Origin of the sequence: Xanthomonas albilineans (assembly GCF_002939705.1) — a bacterium.
Classification (GTDB): Bacteria; Pseudomonadota; Gammaproteobacteria; order Xanthomonadales; family Xanthomonadaceae; genus Xanthomonas_A; species Xanthomonas_A albilineans.
Map to the genome: position 1 here is coordinate 100,421 of NZ_MDCB01000011.1, position 16,443 is coordinate 116,863.

Consider the following 16,443-nt stretch of genomic DNA (forward strand, 5'->3'; position numbering starts at 1 on the left):
CGCGCGCACCGGCAGGACCACCAACCCCGTTCCACCGCGAAAACCGCGGCGCAAATTGCATACCAAGATGGTCCACCTGCACCACGGCGGCCCGCCCATGGCGCTGTACACTCTTCGCTGACATCCCACTAACGCATCCTTACAGCCTTTTTCAGGCATCCATTCCATGTCAGATCATCCGTTGCGGCTACGCTGGCCACGCCACCTACTGATCGCAGCATCCACTCTACTGGTCTCGGCCTGCAGCAGCGTCTTCTTCGCCGGCCTCAATGCAGGTTCCTCGCGTCATGGATTGACCGAGCAGCGCGGAATCGTGTACGACCCCGCCAACGGCCTGGCGCTGGACGTCTACCGGCCGGTGGTCACACAGGACGCGCCAGTCGTGGTGTTCTTCCACGGCGGCACCTGGAAGCACGGAACCCGTCAGCAATACCGCTGGGCCGGGGAAGCGCTGGCACGGCACGGCGTGGTCGCAATCGTGCCCGATTATCGCAAGTATCCGCAGGTAAGCCTCGACGGCTTCATGCACGACGCCGCCGCCGCGGTGGCATGGAGCCAGCGCCATGCCACCGAATACGGCGGCGATCCACGACAACTGGTCCTGATGGGCCACTCCGCCGGTGCGCACATGGCCGCACTGCTCGCCACCGACGGCCACTGGCTACGGTCGCATGGCATGTCCCCACGGCAACTGTGCGGCTTGGTCGGGCTCGCTGGCCCCTACGATTTCCTACCACTGACCGATCCCGACCTGATCGCTATATTCGGTCACGATCCCACGCAGCAGCAGCGCTCACAGCCGGTGGCGTTCGTCGATGGCGACGAGCCACCGGCGCTATTGCTGCACGGCGACGCCGACAAGACCGTGCAAGCGCGCAACAGCAAGTCGCTACAGGCGGCGTTGCAGGGCGTTGGCGTGCCGGCCGAACTCAAGACCTATCCCGGCGTCAGCCACATGGGCCTGTTGCTGGCGCTACGCAAGGACGATCCGGCGCTACCGGTCATGACCGACAGCATTGCCTTCGTGCGCCGCTGTGCGGCCCGCCCTGCGCAGCCCTGAACCGGCATGACTAGGCGCAGGTGCGCACCGCCAACCCAGGCTCAGCCATCCGCCCCCGCACCGAGCAAAGCGAACGCGCCGCCCTGCTGCAGCGCGCGCAGATAAGCAGGGCGCTGCTCGATCCGCTGCACGAACCCGGCCAGGTTCGGATGTGCGTGCAGGCCGATGCGCGCCGCCGCCGCTTGAATCGGGAAACTCATCTGCACATCGGCGGCGGTGAAGCGATCGCCGACGAACCAACCGGTCGCTGCCAGTTCTCGCTCCATCCAGTCCAGGTGCAGAGTCAACTGCGGCCCGACGAACCCCTCCACGGCCTTGTCGACAATGGCCTTGGCGATCGGGCGCGCGAAGAATGGCATCTTCGCCGAACGGATCCGCCCGAACACCAGGCTCATCAGCAGCGGCGGCATCGCCGAGCCCTCGGCGTAGTGCATCCAGTAACGGTAGCGCAGCTGCTCGGGCGAATCCAACGGCTGCAGCGGCGGCGACAGCCTGCGTTCGCTGTCGTAGCGGTCCACCAGATAGTCCAGGATCGCGCCCGATTCGGCGAGGACGTAACCCTCGTCCACCAACACCGGCGACTTGCCCAGCGGATGGATCGCGCGCAGTTCGGGCGGCGCCAGCATGGTCCGAGGGTCACGCTGGTACTTGACCACCTGGTACGGCAGCACCAGCTCCTCCAACAACCACAACACACGCTGCGACCGGGACTGATTGAGGTGATGCACGGCGATCATGGCAACGGCTCCGACAACACGAAGACCGCCATGGTAGCCCCGCGTGGCAGGGTTGCCGGCGCAACATACGCGAACACCGCGCCACCGACGTTGCGACCGCGGGCCTGCGCGGCTCTTGCGGCAAGGGCGCAAAAACGAAAACGCCGGAAGCTTGCGCTCCCGGCGTTAGGCGACCTTGCGGTGGCAGACGTCCTTAGACGACCTGCACCTGGTCAGCCTGCATGCCCTTCTGGCCCTGGACAGCGACAAAGCTCACCTTCTGGCCTTCCTGCAACGACTTGAAGCCGGTGCCCTGGATCGCGCGGAAATGCACGAACAGGTCGCTGAGATCGGTGCCGGCTTCCGGGGTGATGAAACCGAAACCCTTGGCATCGTTGAACCACTTTACAGTGCCCTGAAGGCGACGACCCTGGGTAGAACCTGCGTTTTGTGCGCTCATTACAAACTCCTGAAACTATTGATAAATTAAGAAATCGCAGCCACCGGAGATCGGGGCCGAGACTGAGTTGCAGGCGTTTGTAAAGCGGAACGATGAAGCGGATCTGAGGATCTACTGCACCAAGCCACGATTCACGGTGACTCTAGCAAACACAGTGAGGTCACTGTACGCGGATAGCAGTCAAAAAGCGACAATTTTATGTAGACAAAGTGCTCGAAATCACAGTAATAACTGTACGGAACTCTAAAGTCAGGCATGAAACAGCCGATCTTCTTGCTGATATCCGTGCATGCTCTGGCTCATCAGCAGGCGAGCAAAAGCGGCAATGAGGCGCCCGGCGCGTTGAAACGCAACCAAACGTCGGATCGGCGACAGTCACGCAGTATCATAGCCGCCCTTCGCCACCGGTCGACGCATGGCCCTCACCGCCACACTCCGCAAAGCGGAACTGCAAATCTCCGACATGGACCGCGCTTACTACGCAGCGCACTCCTTGACCCTGGCCCAGCACCCATCCGAGACCGACCAGCGTCTGATGGCACGGCTGCTCGCCTTCGCACTCTACGCCGAAGACCGCCTGCTGTTCGGCAAAGGCCTAAGCAGCGACGACGAGCCGGATCTGTGGCGGATGGACTATACCGGCGCGATCGAGCAATGGATCGAAGTCGGCCAACCCGACGAATCACGGCTGCGTAAGGCCTGTGGCCGCGCCCGGGCGGTGATCGTGGTCAATTACGGCGGTCGCGCAGCGGATATCTGGTGGGACAAGAACGCCAGTGCGCTGCTCAAGCTCAAGCCGGTGCAGGTGATCGACCTGCCCGCCGATGCGATTGCCGCCGCCGCCGCGCTGATCGAGCGCAGCATGCGCTTCGATGTGGTCATCCAGGACAGCGAGGTGCAGTTGCTGGGCGACAACGGCAGCGTCACGTTCACCCCGACGGTACGCAAAGCCGCGGCATGAACGCGACATCTGCGCCGATCCGCACCGATGTCGCGGTGATCGGCGCCGGCGCCGCCGGGCTGATGTGTGCGCTCACCGCTGGCCAGCGCGGCCGCCGGGTACGGGTGATCGAGCACGCCAACAAGGTCGGCAAGAAAATCTTGATGTCCGGTGGTGGACGCTGCAACTTCACCAACACCGGCACCGGCCCTGACAACTTCCTCTCCGCCAACCCACATTTCTGCAAGTCGGCGCTGGCGCGGTATCGTCCAGCCGATTTCGTTCAGATGGTCGAACGCCACGGCATCACTTACCACGAGAAGGAACTTGGCCAGCTGTTCTGCGATATCTCCTCCAAGCAAATCGTGCGCATGTTGGTGGAGGAATGCGACGCGGCCGGGGTGAACCTGCGCACCCAGTGCAGCGTGCACCGCGTGGAACGCGGCGGCGACGGGTTCCACCTCGATACCGACGACGGCCCGGTGCATACCGCCGCACTGGTGGTGGCCAGCGGCGGCCTCTCCATTCCAAGCCTGGGCGCCAGCGGCTTCGGTTATGCACTGGCCCGCCAGTTCGGTCACGCCGTGCTGCCAACCCGCGCCGGGCTTGTGCCACTGACCCTTAGCGGCAAACATCAAGAACGCCTGCACGACCTCTCCGGACTGGCGCTGCCAGTGGAGGCCAGTTGCAACGGCGCCAGCTTCCGCAACTTCATGCTGATCACCCACCGCGGCATCAGCGGCCCGGCGATCCTGCAAATCTCATCATATTGGCAGCCGGGCGACGATCTGCGCCTGGACCTGCTTCCCGGCCAGGATGCGGCCGCCTGGCTGCGCGCGCAAAAGCGCCTGCGTGGCGCCGCCGAGCTACGCACCGTGCTGGGCGACGCCCTACCGCGCCGCTTCGCGCAGCGCCTGTGCGAGGTGTGGCTGCCGGACAAACCAGTACGCCAACTGGACGAACCGCAGTTGCGTGCCACGGCCGCGCTGCTCGGCGCGTGGCCGCTGGTGGCCAGCGGCACCGAGGGCTATCGCACCGCCGAGGTCACCCTGGGCGGGGTGGATACCGACGAGGTGTCCTCGACGACGATGGAATCGCGCAGAATTCCCGGCCTGTACTTCGTCGGCGAGGTACTGGACGTGAGCGGCTGGCTAGGCGGCTACAACTTCCAATGGGCCTGGGCCTCCGGCCACGCCGCCGGTAGCGCGGCCTGAGTACATTCCTCTAGACGAGATGCCGACGCACACTGCCGACACGCAAGCCCGCGCGATGGCATACGCAACGCAAGCCATCGTGAATCGCCCCGTGTGTTCTAGAAATCTCAGTGCCATGGAAAATGGCAAGCCCGAAGGTGTCCATGAGCAACAAGCGTAATGCGGATGGTTTCAAGATAGAAGCGGTTCGCCAATTGACCAATCGCGGGCTCAAGGTGGCTAAGAGCGACCAACAAAACGACTGAGCAACCGCCTTGTGGGTGCGGACGGCGTGCAGGAACCGTAATGCACGCGTGGTTCATGAGGATTCCGAGTACCGAGCGCGACATCTTTAAAAAGGCCGCAGCCCACTTTACCAAGTGGTAAAGGCAACGCACGCCTTCATTCAGACGTATTGTCGGAAATTCAGGCAGAGCGCGATGTACAGGGTGCTGCGTGTGAATCGGTCCGGCTACTACGCTTGGCTGTGCCGGCCGGGCGAGATACAGATTTTCTGAGCTGGCGCATGGACGCCACGACGGCCCTCGTGTATTAAGATTCCACTCTTGGAGTTCAGAATGCATAACGGCAAAGACAACCCCCTGCGCCTGATGATCGTCGACGACAGCGGCGAAGATGCCGAAGCGATCGTCAGCAGCCTGCGTAATAGCGGCATCGCCGTGCGCCCTTCGCGGCCGCAACACGCCGACGAACTGGACGCCATGCTTGCTACACAGCAGATCGACCTGGTACTCAGCGCACACGCGCAGGCGATCCCGCTGACACAGGTGCTGCAACGCGTGGCAACCAGCGGCAAGGACATTCCGGTCATCATGCTGAGCGAACGCATCGACGAGGACGTCTGGAGCGGCGCACTCTCCAGCGGCGCGCGCGCGATCGCGCTGCGGCAACGTCCGGAACAACTGCTGATGCTGGTGCGAACCACCTGGGCCGACCTGCAGGCAAGACGCGGGTTGCGCCGAATCGAAGCGCAAATGCGCGAAACCGAACGCCGCTGCGACGCACTGATCGCGTCCTCGCGCGATCCGATTGCCTACATCCACGAAGGCATGCACATTCGTGCCAATGATGCGTACTTGGAGATGTTCGGGTTCACCTCATTCGAGGAGGTCGAAGGCATCTCGCTGCTGGACATGCTCGCTCCGCAACACGTGGAAGACTTCAAACAACTACTCAAATCGCTAAGCAAGGGAGAACCGCCTCCAGCGCAGTATCAGGTCGACGCACGCACACTGGAGGGCGAAAGTTTCCCGGCGACGATGGAGTTCGCCACGGCCAGCTACGAAGGCGAGGCCTGCGTGCAAGTGGTGTTCAGGCGCCGCGAGGAGCTCGACCCTGAACTAGCGCGTGAAGTCGAGGGCCTACGTCAGCGCGACCAGGTCACCGGCCTGCTCAACCGCCCCACCTTTATGCTGGCGCTGGAAAACGCGGTGGCCCAAGTCGGCCGCGGCGATGGCCAATTCGGCTTTCTGCTCGTCGAACCGGATCACTACAAGCGGCTGGTGACCGATATCGGCCTGGACTCGGCCGACGTCCTGATCGCCGCACTGGCCAAGCACTTGGCCGCAGCGATCGACAGCGACGTGCAAGCGGCGCGTTTCGGCGAACACAATTTTGCACTCCTGCTGAAAGGCGACTACGCGCGCACCTCCGCGCTGGCACAACGTCTACTGCATACCTACGCCAGCCAAGTACTCAGTGTAGGTGAACGCTCGGCGACGGTGACGGTCAGCATCGGCGGCGTGCAGATCGGCGAGAAGATCGCCAGTGTCGGTCAGGTTCTGGCCCGTGCCAGCGAAAACGTGCAAACCAACATCGAACTTGGCGGCAACGCCTGCAAGATCTTCGACCCCGGCGCCGCCGACCGTCTGGAAGAAGAGCGCATCCAGCGCTGGGTGCAGCATCTGCACGAAGCACTGGCCGATGGCGGTTTCCTGCTGCACTACCAGCCATTGGTGAACCTACAGGGCGAGCCGCACGAACTGTACGGGGCTTATTTACGCCTGGAACTCAACAATGAATTGATCAGACCGGGCACCTTCCTGGGCATCGCCACCGAGTACGGCATGATGGCTGAGATCGACCGCTGGGTCGTCTCCCGCGCGATCGCGGTGATCGGCGAACGTCAACGCGCTGGCCATACAACCAGCGTGTTGGTCAAGATCACCACGGATTCATTCGCCGACGCGCAGATGGTGCAACTGATTCAGCGCGAACTAGCTAAACATAGCGTGCCAGGCGCGCGGCTGTGGCTGCAGACACCGGAGGCCAAGGTGTTCACCCACTTGCGCAACGCGCAACAGTTTCTCGCCGACGCCACCGCGCTAGGTTGCAAGGTCGGGCTGGAACAGTTCGGCTCCGGCCTGGACTCGTTCCAGTTGCTGGCACACTTCCAGCCCGCATTTCTGAAACTGGACCGCGACTTCACACGGGACCTGACCCAGACGCGCGAACAACAGGACAAAATCCATGAGATCACCGCGCGCGCGCAATCGGCTGGCATCCGTACCATCGCCGAATTCGTCTCAGACGCCACCTCGATGAGCCTGCTGTTCAACGCCGGAATCGACTACATGCAAGGCGAATTCGTCGGCTTGGCAACAGGGGAAATGAACTTCGACTTCAACTGACCCCCGCGCCTTTTCGCTTCGAACGCAATGCCTGCGAAAACGCCAAGACACTAGACCTTCGTATAGTCCTTTGCGGTGCCGACTGATCAACTCACCGTCGTATTGAACTGCGAAGCGCGCAAAAAAGCGATGCGCTCGGCCAACGGCGGATGGCTCATGAACAAACGGCGCAGTCCCTGACCCAACCCACCGGCAATCCCGAACGCCTGAACCTGCGACGGTAACGTGCTCTGCCCATGGTTGAGTTCCAGCCGCTGCAGCGCCGCGATCATTTTGGCGCGGCCGGCCAAGCTGGCGCCGCCGGCATCGGCGCGAAACTCGCGGTAGCGCGAGAACCACATCGCGATCATCGTCGCGAACAGACCGAACACCAACTCCAGTACCATCACGATCGCGTAGTACGCCAGCCCCCGGCGGTCATCGCGGTTGCCTCCCAGATAACTGTCCAGCACACCGCCGACCACCCGCGCCAGCACGATCACGAAGGTATTGAGCACGCCCTGCAACAAAGCCATCGTCACCATGTCGCCATTGGCGATGTGGCTGATTTCGTGACCGAGCACCGCTTCGGCCTCGTCTTCGGTCATGTTGTGCAGCAGCCCGGTGGACACCGCCACCAAAGCATTGTTGCGGTTGGCGCCCGTGGCAAAGGCGTTGATTTCCGGGCCATCGTATATGGCCACCTCCGGCATGCCGATGCCGGCGGCCTGGGCCTGGCGCTGCACCGTCTGTAGCAACCAACGCTCGGTGTGGTTGCGTGGCTCGGTGATCACCTGCGCGCCGGTGGCACGCTTGGCCATGAACTTGGACAGCAACAGCGACACCAGCGACCCGCCAAAGCCGAACACTGCGGCCATCACCAACAAACCCCCCATCTGATTGGGGTTGATGCCGAACACCGACATGACAATGCCGGCCAGCACCAGCACCGCCAGGTTGGTGATGAGGAACAGGACAATGCGATTGAACATGCGCGCGCTCCGCAAGGTAAGAGTAAAAGTCGTCGGGTAGAATCTGCGGTGCGGGCGGCTTGAATTCAAGCGCGTATCTGCGTGAGGATTCAGCTTATCCATGTCCTCGTCTCTCTACCGTGGCCGTTTCGCGCCCTCGCCCACCGGCCCGCTGCATCTGGGCTCGCTGCTGGCCGCCTTCGGCAGTTGGCTGCTGGCACGCCATGCTGGCGGCGAATGGCTGCTGCGCATCGAGGACGTGGACCGGCAGCGCATCATCCCCGGCGCCGCCGAGCGCCAGCTCGCCAGCCTGCGCGCCTGCGGACTGGAGCCCGACGGACCGGTTCTGCGCCAGAGCGAGCGCGAGACGGCCTACCAGGACGCACTGCAGCAACTGCGGCAATCCGGCCAAGCCTTCGCCTGCAGTTGCAGTCGCAGCGACTTGGCCGCCCAGAGCGGAGTACATCATCGCTGCGTCGCGACGCAGACACGGCCCAGGCCAGCACTGCGCCTACGAGTAGCCCCCGGCACGGCCAGCGTGGTCGCGTTCGACGATGGCCTGCGCGGCACACTGACTCAGGACGTCCACGCCGAGGTCGGCGACGTCGTGCTGCTGCGCGCCGACGGTTGCTGGGCCTACCAACTGGCCGTGGTGGTCGACGATGCAGCACAAGGCATCACTGACGTCGTGCGTGGCGCCGACCTGCTCGATTCCACTCCACGGCAAATCCTGCTGCAACGGGCATTGGGTCTACCGACGCCGCGCTATCTGCACCTGCCGCTGCTGCTTGGAGCCGACGGACGCAAACTGTCCAAATCGGATGCGGCGCTGCCGCTGGACGATGCCGACCCACTGCCAGCGCTGCGCCTGGTCTGGGCGGCGCTAGGACAGGCGCCAGCGGTACTGGCCGGCATCGGCGAGGTATCCGCACTGCTGACGGCGGCGCAGCGTGCGTTCGATCCAGCGCAGCTGCCGACGCAGGAGTTCTTAACACGTGAGATGTACTTTAAACATCCACAGCGCCCTAAAGGCTGACTAGAATCGGAAGCCCGGTCGCGCTGCGGCCGCACTTCCCCCAATTGCTTCGGAGCAAAATTCATGACATCACGCGTTGCGCTGGTGACCGGCGGTACCGGCGGAATTGGAACCGCGATCTGCGAGCGGCTGGCCGCGCAAGGCCACCGCGTCGCCAGCAATTATCGCGACGCGGCCAAGGCTCAAGCCTGGCAGCAACGCCTGCGCGAGCGCGGCTGCGAGGTCGCCATCATCGCAGGCGACGTCGCCTCGCCCGAACACGCGCAGGCACTGGTGCAGGAGGTCGAGCGCCAACTCGGTCCGATCGAGGTGTTGGTCAACAATGCCGGCATCACCCGCGACACCACCTTCCACAAAATGACCGCAGAGCAGTGGCACGAGGTCATCAACACCAATCTCAATTCGGTGTTCAACGTCACCCGCCCAGTGATCGAGGGCATGCGCCGGCAGCGCTGGGGGCGGGTCATCCAGATCAGCTCGATCAACGGCCTCAAGGGCCAGTACGGCCAAGCCAATTACGCCGCTGCCAAAGCCGGCATGCATGGGTTCACCATCTCGCTGGCACGCGAGAACGCCAGCTACGGCATCACCGTCAACACCGTCTCGCCCGGCTACGTCGCCACCGACATGGTCATGGCCGTGCCGGAGGAAGTGCGCGCCAAGATCATCGCCGACATCCCCACCGGACGCCTCGGTAAGCCGGGGGAGATCGCCTACGCGGTGGCGTTCCTGGTGGCGGAAGAGGCGGCCTGGATCACCGGCTCGAATCTGGACATCAACGGCGGCCACCACATGGGCTGGTGATGCACGCCCCCCGGCATGCGATCGGTAGCAACGCGATAACGCCACCACTCGCCGCCTGCAACCTATGCTGCGCAACCTGTCCGGCATGCTGCGCAGCATTTTTCAGATGACATCTAGAACATTCAACGCACTGCGACAGTTGCAAGCCCTGGTGCGCTGCGCCATGCTGCGCGCCTACCGTCAAAGAGCGATCGCTTCATGGCTGAGATCCGCATCATCAAGAAGTATCCCAATCGCCGCCTCTACGACACCGAGATTTCCAGTTACATCACCATCGAAGACGTCCGCCAGTTGATCATCGACGGCGAGGAATTCGAGGTACGCGACGCAAAGACCGGCGAAGACCTTAGCCGCACGGTTCTGTTGCAGATCATCGCCGACCAGGAGCAGGACGGCGAACCGATGCTGTCCACCCAGTTGCTCAGCCAGATCATCCGCTTCTACGGCGACTCGCTGCAGGGCTTCATGGGCAACTATCTGGAGCGCAGCATGCAGGTGTTCCTGGACCAGCAGCAGCAGTTCCGTCAGCAGATGGGCAACTTGCTGGGGCAAACGCCATGGACGATGATGAACCAGCTGACCGAGCGTAACCTGGAGTTGTGGCAGGAATTCCAGCGCAACCTTGGCAGCGGTTTCGGCCGCCCCGCCGCTGGTGCAAACAAGCCCAGCGAACCGCCAGCCGGCGCCACATCGACGAAATCGCGACCGCGCTAAATTCCCATACCGCGTACCGGGAAGAATGCGCGCGCCCAAGACCCGTCGCGTGTCGTCCCATCCGTGCACCGAACAGCCGGCACAGCGACACTCCTAAGTCCGTGACCTACGGACACTAGGAGTGGCTAACAAAACGTCGCCAGTTGCTGTCAGATGGGCGCGGACAGCACGCAGGAACCGCGAGGTAGGGGGGGGATACATGAGGATTCCAAGCACTGCCCGCACGCGTCCGGCGACGATGCAGTCGTTTTGTTAGCTACTCCAAGTCGGACTATCGTTCACGGAACTCCGGTTGCGATCCGCATCCAGCGCTGTCTGTTGCCCGCTCATCTCGTGCCAGGCATGGCACGACACGAAACTCAGCGTTGCCGCGCTGGCGTTGTGCGGCAACCCGCACAAAGCCGCTCGACCTTGTAACCCCGCGCGCGCAATCCCTCGACCACCCCGTCCGGGCCAAGCAGATGCAGCGCGCCGACCACCACCAACGTGTCGCCCTGACCATCCTGCAGACGTTGCTCCAGCCGCGGCAACCAGGCTCGGTTACGCTCCACATCGATGCGCTGATACAGACGCGGATAGTCGTGCTTCATCTGCACGCCAAGCTCCTGCCACAGCTGGCGCTCGTCGCCACCACGCCAGGCGTCGTGCAAGCGCAGAGTCTGCGTCGCGCCCTGCTCGGCATCGTCCAGCGCCTCGGTCAGCATCTGCCGCTGCTCCACAGGGTCCATGCCCTGTAGCAACGCGATCTGTGTCGATGCGCTCTCCAATCCTTCCACCGAGCACTGCCATCTCCATAAAATGCCGATCAAGACCAGCATCGGCCTGCAGCCCCTGCGTCTTCATATCAGCGATGCTGATGCTCAGACCGACGAACCACGGTTCCAAGCCACTCATCTGCGCCAGCGGCAAGCCGTGGCCGGCCGCGTAACGGCGTAAGCGTTGCCACGTCGCCGGATCCAAATCGTCCTGCAAGCGCTTGCCATCGTGGCGCTGCGCCGCCTGCAGCATCTGCGCGCCCAACTGGGGCGAATCCACGTCCTTCGGCGCCAATTCGAACAACAGTCGCGTCGATGCCGCGTATGCGGCATCGACCTCGTGCGCAAGCGGGTAGTCCTCCGGTTTGAGCAGATGAAACGAACCCAGCAGATACAGCGCGCCACGCGGGCCAATCACCTTCCACAGCAACGGCGTGGGCGGGGCAATCGAGGCCGGCGCAACCGCCGATGACGGAGAACTTGCAAGAAGCGGTTGCCCCAGGCACACCAACACTCCCAGCAGCACGCTGCGCAACAGACGCGATAACGGAGTCATCGGGAACCTCGCCTCAATGGTGAGCGGCGTAGACCTTCTCGCCAGCATCCACTGCCAGATCGAGGCGATTTTCCGGCGGCGGCAGCGGACAGGTCGCGAACGGGGTGAAGGCACATGGGGGGTTATAGGCACGATTGAAGTCCAACACCACGCTGCCGTCGGCCGCCGGAGCAGGCACGTCCAGGAAACGCCCAGCCGGATAGCTGCCGCGTCCGCTGGTGCGGTCGGCGAACACCACGAACAGCGGCTGTCCAGGCGCACCGATCGCCTGCAACCGGAAGCGTTTCCCGCCACGCTCGAACTCCAACGCACCGGCATTGGGCGATGCGATGCTGACGCCGATGATGTCCACAATTTGCAGCTTAGTACCGGGCGGATTGGGCACGAAACGCGCCCGCACGCGCCAGGATTCGGCCAGCGGCCAATATTGCAATCCGGCGAAACCCAGCCGGCTCGGCGCATCGGCATGCTTGACCCGCAACGCATAGCGACCACCGCGTTCGATCAAACTGAGCTTGCCTTTGCCGTCATCGAAATCGATCACCGTCGGCTGCGGATCGTGGTCGCTGTACAGGCGAATACGCCCTTGCAGCAGCGTGCCGTCCACGCGGAGCGCGGCACCGGGCTCGGGCGTCAGATACACCTGTCCCTGCACCTGAGATACCAAGGCCATCCGCGCCGGACCGAACGCCAGCCGGATGCCGCTACCCGGGCTGCTGCCGATGTAGTGTTCCTTCGGCTCCAGCCAATGCAGGCCGACCAGGCTGGTCCAGCCGTCGGCAGCCTGTAATTCGCGCAGACGCTGCGCGCGCCAGGCCTGTTCGTCGGCCAGAAAATGCGCGTCCACGCTCTTCGACGCAACCGGTGCCGACGCCTGTCTACTGCATCCTCCCATGGCCAGCAGTGCAAGCAGCACAGATAGCCACTTCGCCCACTTGTCCATCAACGCCCCCGTAAGAACCAACGATCGATTTCGGTCAAGGTAAAGCGTGCCCAGGTCGGACGTCCATGGTTGCATTGTCCGGAGCGTTCGGTCGCTTCCATATCGCGCAGCAAGGCATTCATTTCCGGCAACGTAAGGCGCCGGTTGGCACGCACCGCGCCGTGACAAGCCATGGTCGAGAGCAGCGCGTCGCGCGCGCCAGCGACACGACCGCTGTGGCCATGCTCGCGCAGATCGGTGAGCACATCGCGCAGTAAAGCCTCCGGTTCGGCCTGCGCCAGCAAGGCCGGGATGCTGCGCACGTGCAAGGACTGCGGCCCACTGCGAGTGACCTCGAATCCAAGCGCGGCCAACGTCTGCGCTTCGCGCTCGGCAGTATCGGCATCGCGCTCGCCAACCGCCAGGGTGATCGGCACCAGCAATGGTTGCGTATGCAGGCCGATGCCATCGTGTGCGCTCTTCAACCGCTCGTAGCCGATACGCTCGTGCGCGGCATGCATGTCGACCACGATCAGACCTTCTGCGTTCTCGGCCAGGATATAGATGCCGTGCAATTGCGCAATCGCGTAGCCGAGCGGCGGCACGCCGCTGTCTGGCGCGGTGGGCGGCAACCCGCCTGCCGCGTCCTGTGGCGGGCTCGGCAGGTGAGCCGCCGTACTTCCCGAATCGGCCGACGCCGCGTACAACGCCGCATACGCAGCAGGCGCCTCTTGCACGCGCAAGCCGAGCGGCGACTGCGCCGACCGCCATTGCGCACCATCCCCCTTACCGCTACTACCACCTACCGATACGCTCGGCGGCGGCCATGCGCCAGCTCCCGAGCCATGCGTCGGCAACGCCTGCACTGGCGCATCGGCCGCCGTGCTGGGCAGGCTGCCGGCACGCGTCTGCGCCAACGTGTCCTGCAGGGTGCGATAGACGAAGTCGTGGATCAGGCGCGCATCGCGGAAACGCACCTCGTGCTTGGCAGGATGGACATTGACATCCACGCGCGACGGATCCAACTCAAGGAACAATACATAAGCCGGCTGACGACCGTGGAACAGCACGTCGCCATAGGCCATCTTCACCGCGTGGGCGACACTACGGTCGCGCACCGAACGGCCATTGACGTACAGGTACTGCTGGTCGGCACTGGCGCGCGAATAATGCGGCTGCGCGATCCAGCCATGCAGGCGCAGTCCCGCGCCACTGTGATCCACCCGCAACGCCTGCCGGGCGAAATCCTCGCCCAGGGTTTCGCCCAGGCGCGCATCCGAATAGAGATCGCCGGGCTTGTAGCGCCGCGACGGCTTGCCGTTGTGAGAAACCCGTAGTTCCACATCCGGGCGTGCCAACGCCAGCGAACGCAGCCATTCCTCGATGTGGCCCAATTCGGTGCGCTCGGCACGCAGGAATTTGCGCCGTGCCGGCACGTTGTAGAACAGCTCGCGCACTTCTACCGTGGTACCCGGCGACTGCGCGTGCGGCTGCACAGCACCGACCTTACCCCCTTCCACCTGCAACATGGCGCCGTGCGCGTCGTCGGCACGGCGCGAGGCCAGGGTGAAGCGGCTGACCGACGCAATCGAGGGCAAGGCCTCGCCGCGAAACCCAAGCGTACCGACCGTTTCCAAATCATCCAGCGAGGCGATCTTGCTGGTGGCGTGCCGCGATACCGCCAATGGCAACTCTTCGGCGGGGATGCCACTACCATCGTCGCGGATGCGAATCAGGCGCACGCCTCCCTCTTCCAGGTCGACGTCCACACGGCGCGCGCCGGCATCCAGCGCGTTCTCCACTAGCTCCTTGACCACCGAGGCCGGACGCTCCACCACTTCGCCCGCAGCAATCTGATTGATCAGGATCTCGGGCAATTGACGGATGCTCATGCCGGCTCCGCGACGCATGCCCATATCGGCGCACCGGTCTCAACGATAGAGCAAGGACACCAGCAAAAAACGCACATCGGCACGGCACACGGCGCGGACGCCACCATCGAGGATTGGTCGGCCATGATAGCCGAGCGCGTCAGCGGTTGCCGCCAGCGACCGTCCCTGCCGCCGCATCCGCCTCGGCCTGCGCGCGCGCGGCGAACAGCGTGCCCGGAGGCGGTTGCTGGGTAAAGAAGGTGTTCACACCTTCAAGCACAGCACTGGCGATACGGCGCTGATACGCGGGTTCGGTCAATAGACGCTCTTCTTCCGGATTGGAAATATAAGCGGTTTCGACCAGCATCGCCGGCATGTCGGAGGTCCGCAGCACGGCAAAGTTGGCGCGCTCGATCTCTGGCTTGTGGTTGTTGCCGATTTCCTTCAGCCCGCCCAGCACATGCGCGGCCGCATCCTCGGACGCCTTCATGTGCCCGCTCTGGGCCAAATCCAGCAACACGCTGGCCAAAGTGCTATCGGTTCTCAGCAAACGCACGCCGCCTACCAGGTCGGCGGCATTCTCTTTGTCCGCCAACCATCGCGCACGCTGCGACGAAGCACCCTTGGTCGATAGTACATACACCGACGAACCACTTGCACTACGACTCTCCGCAGCATCGGCGTGGATCGAGATGAAGATGTCGGCCTTGGCCGCACGGGCTTTCTGCGCGCGCATCGGCAAAGGAATGAACACATCAGTGGTGCGCGTCATGTATGCCTTCATGCCGGGCGTTGCATTGATCTGGCGGGCCAGTTCGCGACCGATCGCCAGGGTCACGTCCTTCTCGTGCTTGCCAGTGGGGCCGGTGGCTCCAGGATCCTGACCGCCATGTCCGGGGTCGATGGCCACGATCAACGGCCGCATGCCCGGCCTCATCCGCACCCGCGACGGGGCACTCGGCATCACCGGCCGCGCTTCGACTGCCGCGGCCACTGCCGGATCGTCTTGGTCGTTGGCCGGTTCGATGGCCTGCGGCGGCGCTACTTGGGGCTGACTCAAGCTTTTCTGCGCCACCGTGGTCACGCCAGCGCCAGACTTGGCAAGCGGTACACGCGTCGACTCCGTCACCACTGGGACAGCGGCGGTATCGCTTACCGGCGGGGAGGTAGCCACGACGACCGGCTGGGTCGCATGCTGCACTACAGAAGCGGTCAATGCCGCCGTCGCGCGCGCTGCTTCCGCACGTGGGTCCAAGTCAGGCTTGGCAACAGGCGGCGGCAATGCAGGCACTGCGGATACCGAGGGCGGCGGGTCGCTAACTGCAACGGACGTGCTCATCGTTGCATCGCCCGGCCACTCGATCACCAACACCGAACTACCGCCAATGGTCTGCATCTGCGGCTTGAACGCGACCACCGGGTTGCTGAGGTCGAACACGATGCGCAAGGTACCCGGCACCGGATGGCCAGTACGCACGCCACTGACCACACCGCTGCCGGCGGGCAGCTTCAAGCCCTTGACTGCGGAAGAGTCGGCAAGGTCAACCACCAGTCGATCGGGGTGAGCCAACGATATGGTGCTGAAGCCACCGTTGCCCTGCAAACGGATCTCTGCGCGGGTGCCGGTTGCGCTGTTATCCAGTGAGACAGACTGAACCTGACCCGCAAACGCCGAATGCGCCGCCAGGCACCAGCCTGCGGCGATGGCGGAACAGGCTAAAACTCGTATCCCCAGGCGCATACCACTGATTCAAGCATCGCGACGACACAAACGCAAGCATTTTTCCCTTAATAATCCATAACCTGCTTCCACTT

13 protein-coding genes, 2 other RNA genes and 1 pseudogene are annotated in these 16,443 nt (G+C 63.6%); 7 read left to right on the top strand and 9 right to left on the bottom strand.

Translation table 11 applies throughout. The features are described from left to right. The first annotated feature begins 166 nt into the window (after positions 1-166). On the top strand, positions 167-1,060 hold the full coding sequence (locus XalbCFBP2523_RS11135; RefSeq protein WP_045765537.1) for an alpha/beta hydrolase: 894 nt from the start codon (positions 167-169) through the stop codon (positions 1,058-1,060). 41 nt (positions 1,061-1,101) lie between these two features. On the opposite strand, the gene XalbCFBP2523_RS11140 is transcribed toward XalbCFBP2523_RS11135, so the two are convergent. Both XalbCFBP2523_RS11140 and XalbCFBP2523_RS11145 read right to left on the bottom strand, forming a co-directional pair. Next, complete coding sequence (locus XalbCFBP2523_RS11140; RefSeq protein WP_045765536.1) at positions 1,102-1,797, bottom strand: glutathione S-transferase; 696 nt, start codon at positions 1,795-1,797, stop codon at positions 1,102-1,104. Between the two features lie 193 nt (positions 1,798-1,990). Beyond that, the gene (locus XalbCFBP2523_RS11145; protein ID WP_012915623.1) at positions 1,991-2,236 is read right to left on the bottom strand and encodes a cold-shock protein; all 246 of its coding nucleotides are present in this window, start codon (positions 2,234-2,236) and stop codon (positions 1,991-1,993) included. A 415-nt stretch (positions 2,237-2,651) separates the two neighbouring features. Between XalbCFBP2523_RS11145 and XalbCFBP2523_RS11150 the strand changes: the two genes are divergently transcribed. Beyond that, positions 2,652-3,197 carry a YaeQ family protein gene (locus XalbCFBP2523_RS11150; RefSeq protein WP_045757903.1) on the top strand — a complete coding sequence of 182 codons (546 nt, stop codon included), beginning with the start codon at positions 2,652-2,654 and terminating at the stop codon, positions 3,195-3,197. Beyond that, complete coding sequence (locus tag XalbCFBP2523_RS11155) at positions 3,194-4,390, top strand: BaiN/RdsA family NAD(P)/FAD-dependent oxidoreductase (RefSeq protein ID WP_045765535.1); 1,197 nt, start codon at positions 3,194-3,196, stop codon at positions 4,388-4,390. The genes XalbCFBP2523_RS11150 and XalbCFBP2523_RS11155 overlap by 4 nt, the downstream gene beginning before the upstream one ends. A gap of 227 nt (positions 4,391-4,617) precedes the next feature. On the opposite strand, the gene XalbCFBP2523_RS11160 is transcribed toward XalbCFBP2523_RS11155, so the two are convergent. Further along, a non-coding RNA gene (locus XalbCFBP2523_RS11160) (sX9 sRNA) lies at positions 4,618-4,692 on the bottom strand. Positions 4,693-4,947: 255 nt separating this feature from the next. Between XalbCFBP2523_RS11160 and XalbCFBP2523_RS11165 the strand changes: the two genes are divergently transcribed. Then, complete coding sequence (locus XalbCFBP2523_RS11165) at positions 4,948-7,020, top strand: EAL domain-containing response regulator (RefSeq protein WP_045765534.1); 2,073 nt, start codon at positions 4,948-4,950, stop codon at positions 7,018-7,020. Positions 7,021-7,106: 86 nt separating this feature from the next. Here the strand turns inward: XalbCFBP2523_RS11165 and htpX are convergent, their stop codons facing one another. Continuing rightward, complete coding sequence (gene htpX / locus XalbCFBP2523_RS11170) at positions 7,107-7,991, bottom strand: protease HtpX (protein ID WP_045765533.1); 885 nt, start codon at positions 7,989-7,991, stop codon at positions 7,107-7,109. 100 nt (positions 7,992-8,091) lie between these two features. Between htpX and gluQRS the strand changes: the two genes are divergently transcribed. The 3 genes from gluQRS (at position 8,092) to phaR (ending at position 10,524) form a co-directional block, all read left to right on the top strand. After that, a complete protein-coding gene (gluQRS, locus tag XalbCFBP2523_RS11175; protein ID WP_045765532.1) occupies positions 8,092-9,006 on the top strand; it encodes a tRNA glutamyl-Q(34) synthetase GluQRS in 915 nt (304 codons plus the stop codon). Positions 9,007-9,069: 63 nt separating this feature from the next. Beyond that, positions 9,070-9,810, top strand: coding sequence for an acetoacetyl-CoA reductase (gene phbB / locus XalbCFBP2523_RS11180; RefSeq protein ID WP_012915617.1), 741 nt, complete (start codon positions 9,070-9,072; stop codon positions 9,808-9,810). A 198-nt stretch (positions 9,811-10,008) separates the two neighbouring features. Next, positions 10,009-10,524, top strand: coding sequence for a polyhydroxyalkanoate synthesis repressor PhaR (gene phaR / locus XalbCFBP2523_RS11185; RefSeq protein ID WP_045761780.1), 516 nt, complete (start codon positions 10,009-10,011; stop codon positions 10,522-10,524). Positions 10,525-10,647: 123 nt separating this feature from the next. On the opposite strand, the gene XalbCFBP2523_RS11190 is transcribed toward phaR, so the two are convergent. The 5 genes and pseudogenes from XalbCFBP2523_RS11190 to XalbCFBP2523_RS11210 all read right to left on the bottom strand — a co-directional run bounded on the left by XalbCFBP2523_RS11190 (position 10,648) and on the right by XalbCFBP2523_RS11210 (position 16,369). Then, positions 10,648-10,725: non-coding RNA, sX9 sRNA (locus tag XalbCFBP2523_RS11190), on the bottom strand. 158 nt (positions 10,726-10,883) lie between these two features. Further along, a pseudogene (locus tag XalbCFBP2523_RS11195) lies at positions 10,884-11,835 on the bottom strand (TraB/GumN family protein). A gap of 13 nt (positions 11,836-11,848) precedes the next feature. Next, positions 11,849-12,778, bottom strand: coding sequence for a DUF1684 domain-containing protein (locus XalbCFBP2523_RS11200; protein ID WP_045765531.1), 930 nt, complete (start codon positions 12,776-12,778; stop codon positions 11,849-11,851). Further along, positions 12,778-14,649 (bottom strand): DNA mismatch repair endonuclease MutL, encoded by a 1,872-nt coding sequence (gene mutL / locus XalbCFBP2523_RS11205; protein ID WP_045765530.1) that lies wholly within the window; start codon positions 14,647-14,649, stop codon positions 12,778-12,780. The genes XalbCFBP2523_RS11200 and mutL overlap by 1 nt, the downstream gene beginning before the upstream one ends. A 139-nt stretch (positions 14,650-14,788) precedes the next feature. After that, the gene (locus XalbCFBP2523_RS11210; protein ID WP_045765529.1) at positions 14,789-16,369 is read right to left on the bottom strand and encodes an N-acetylmuramoyl-L-alanine amidase; all 1,581 of its coding nucleotides are present in this window, start codon (positions 16,367-16,369) and stop codon (positions 14,789-14,791) included. Positions 16,370-16,443 lie beyond the last annotated feature (74 nt).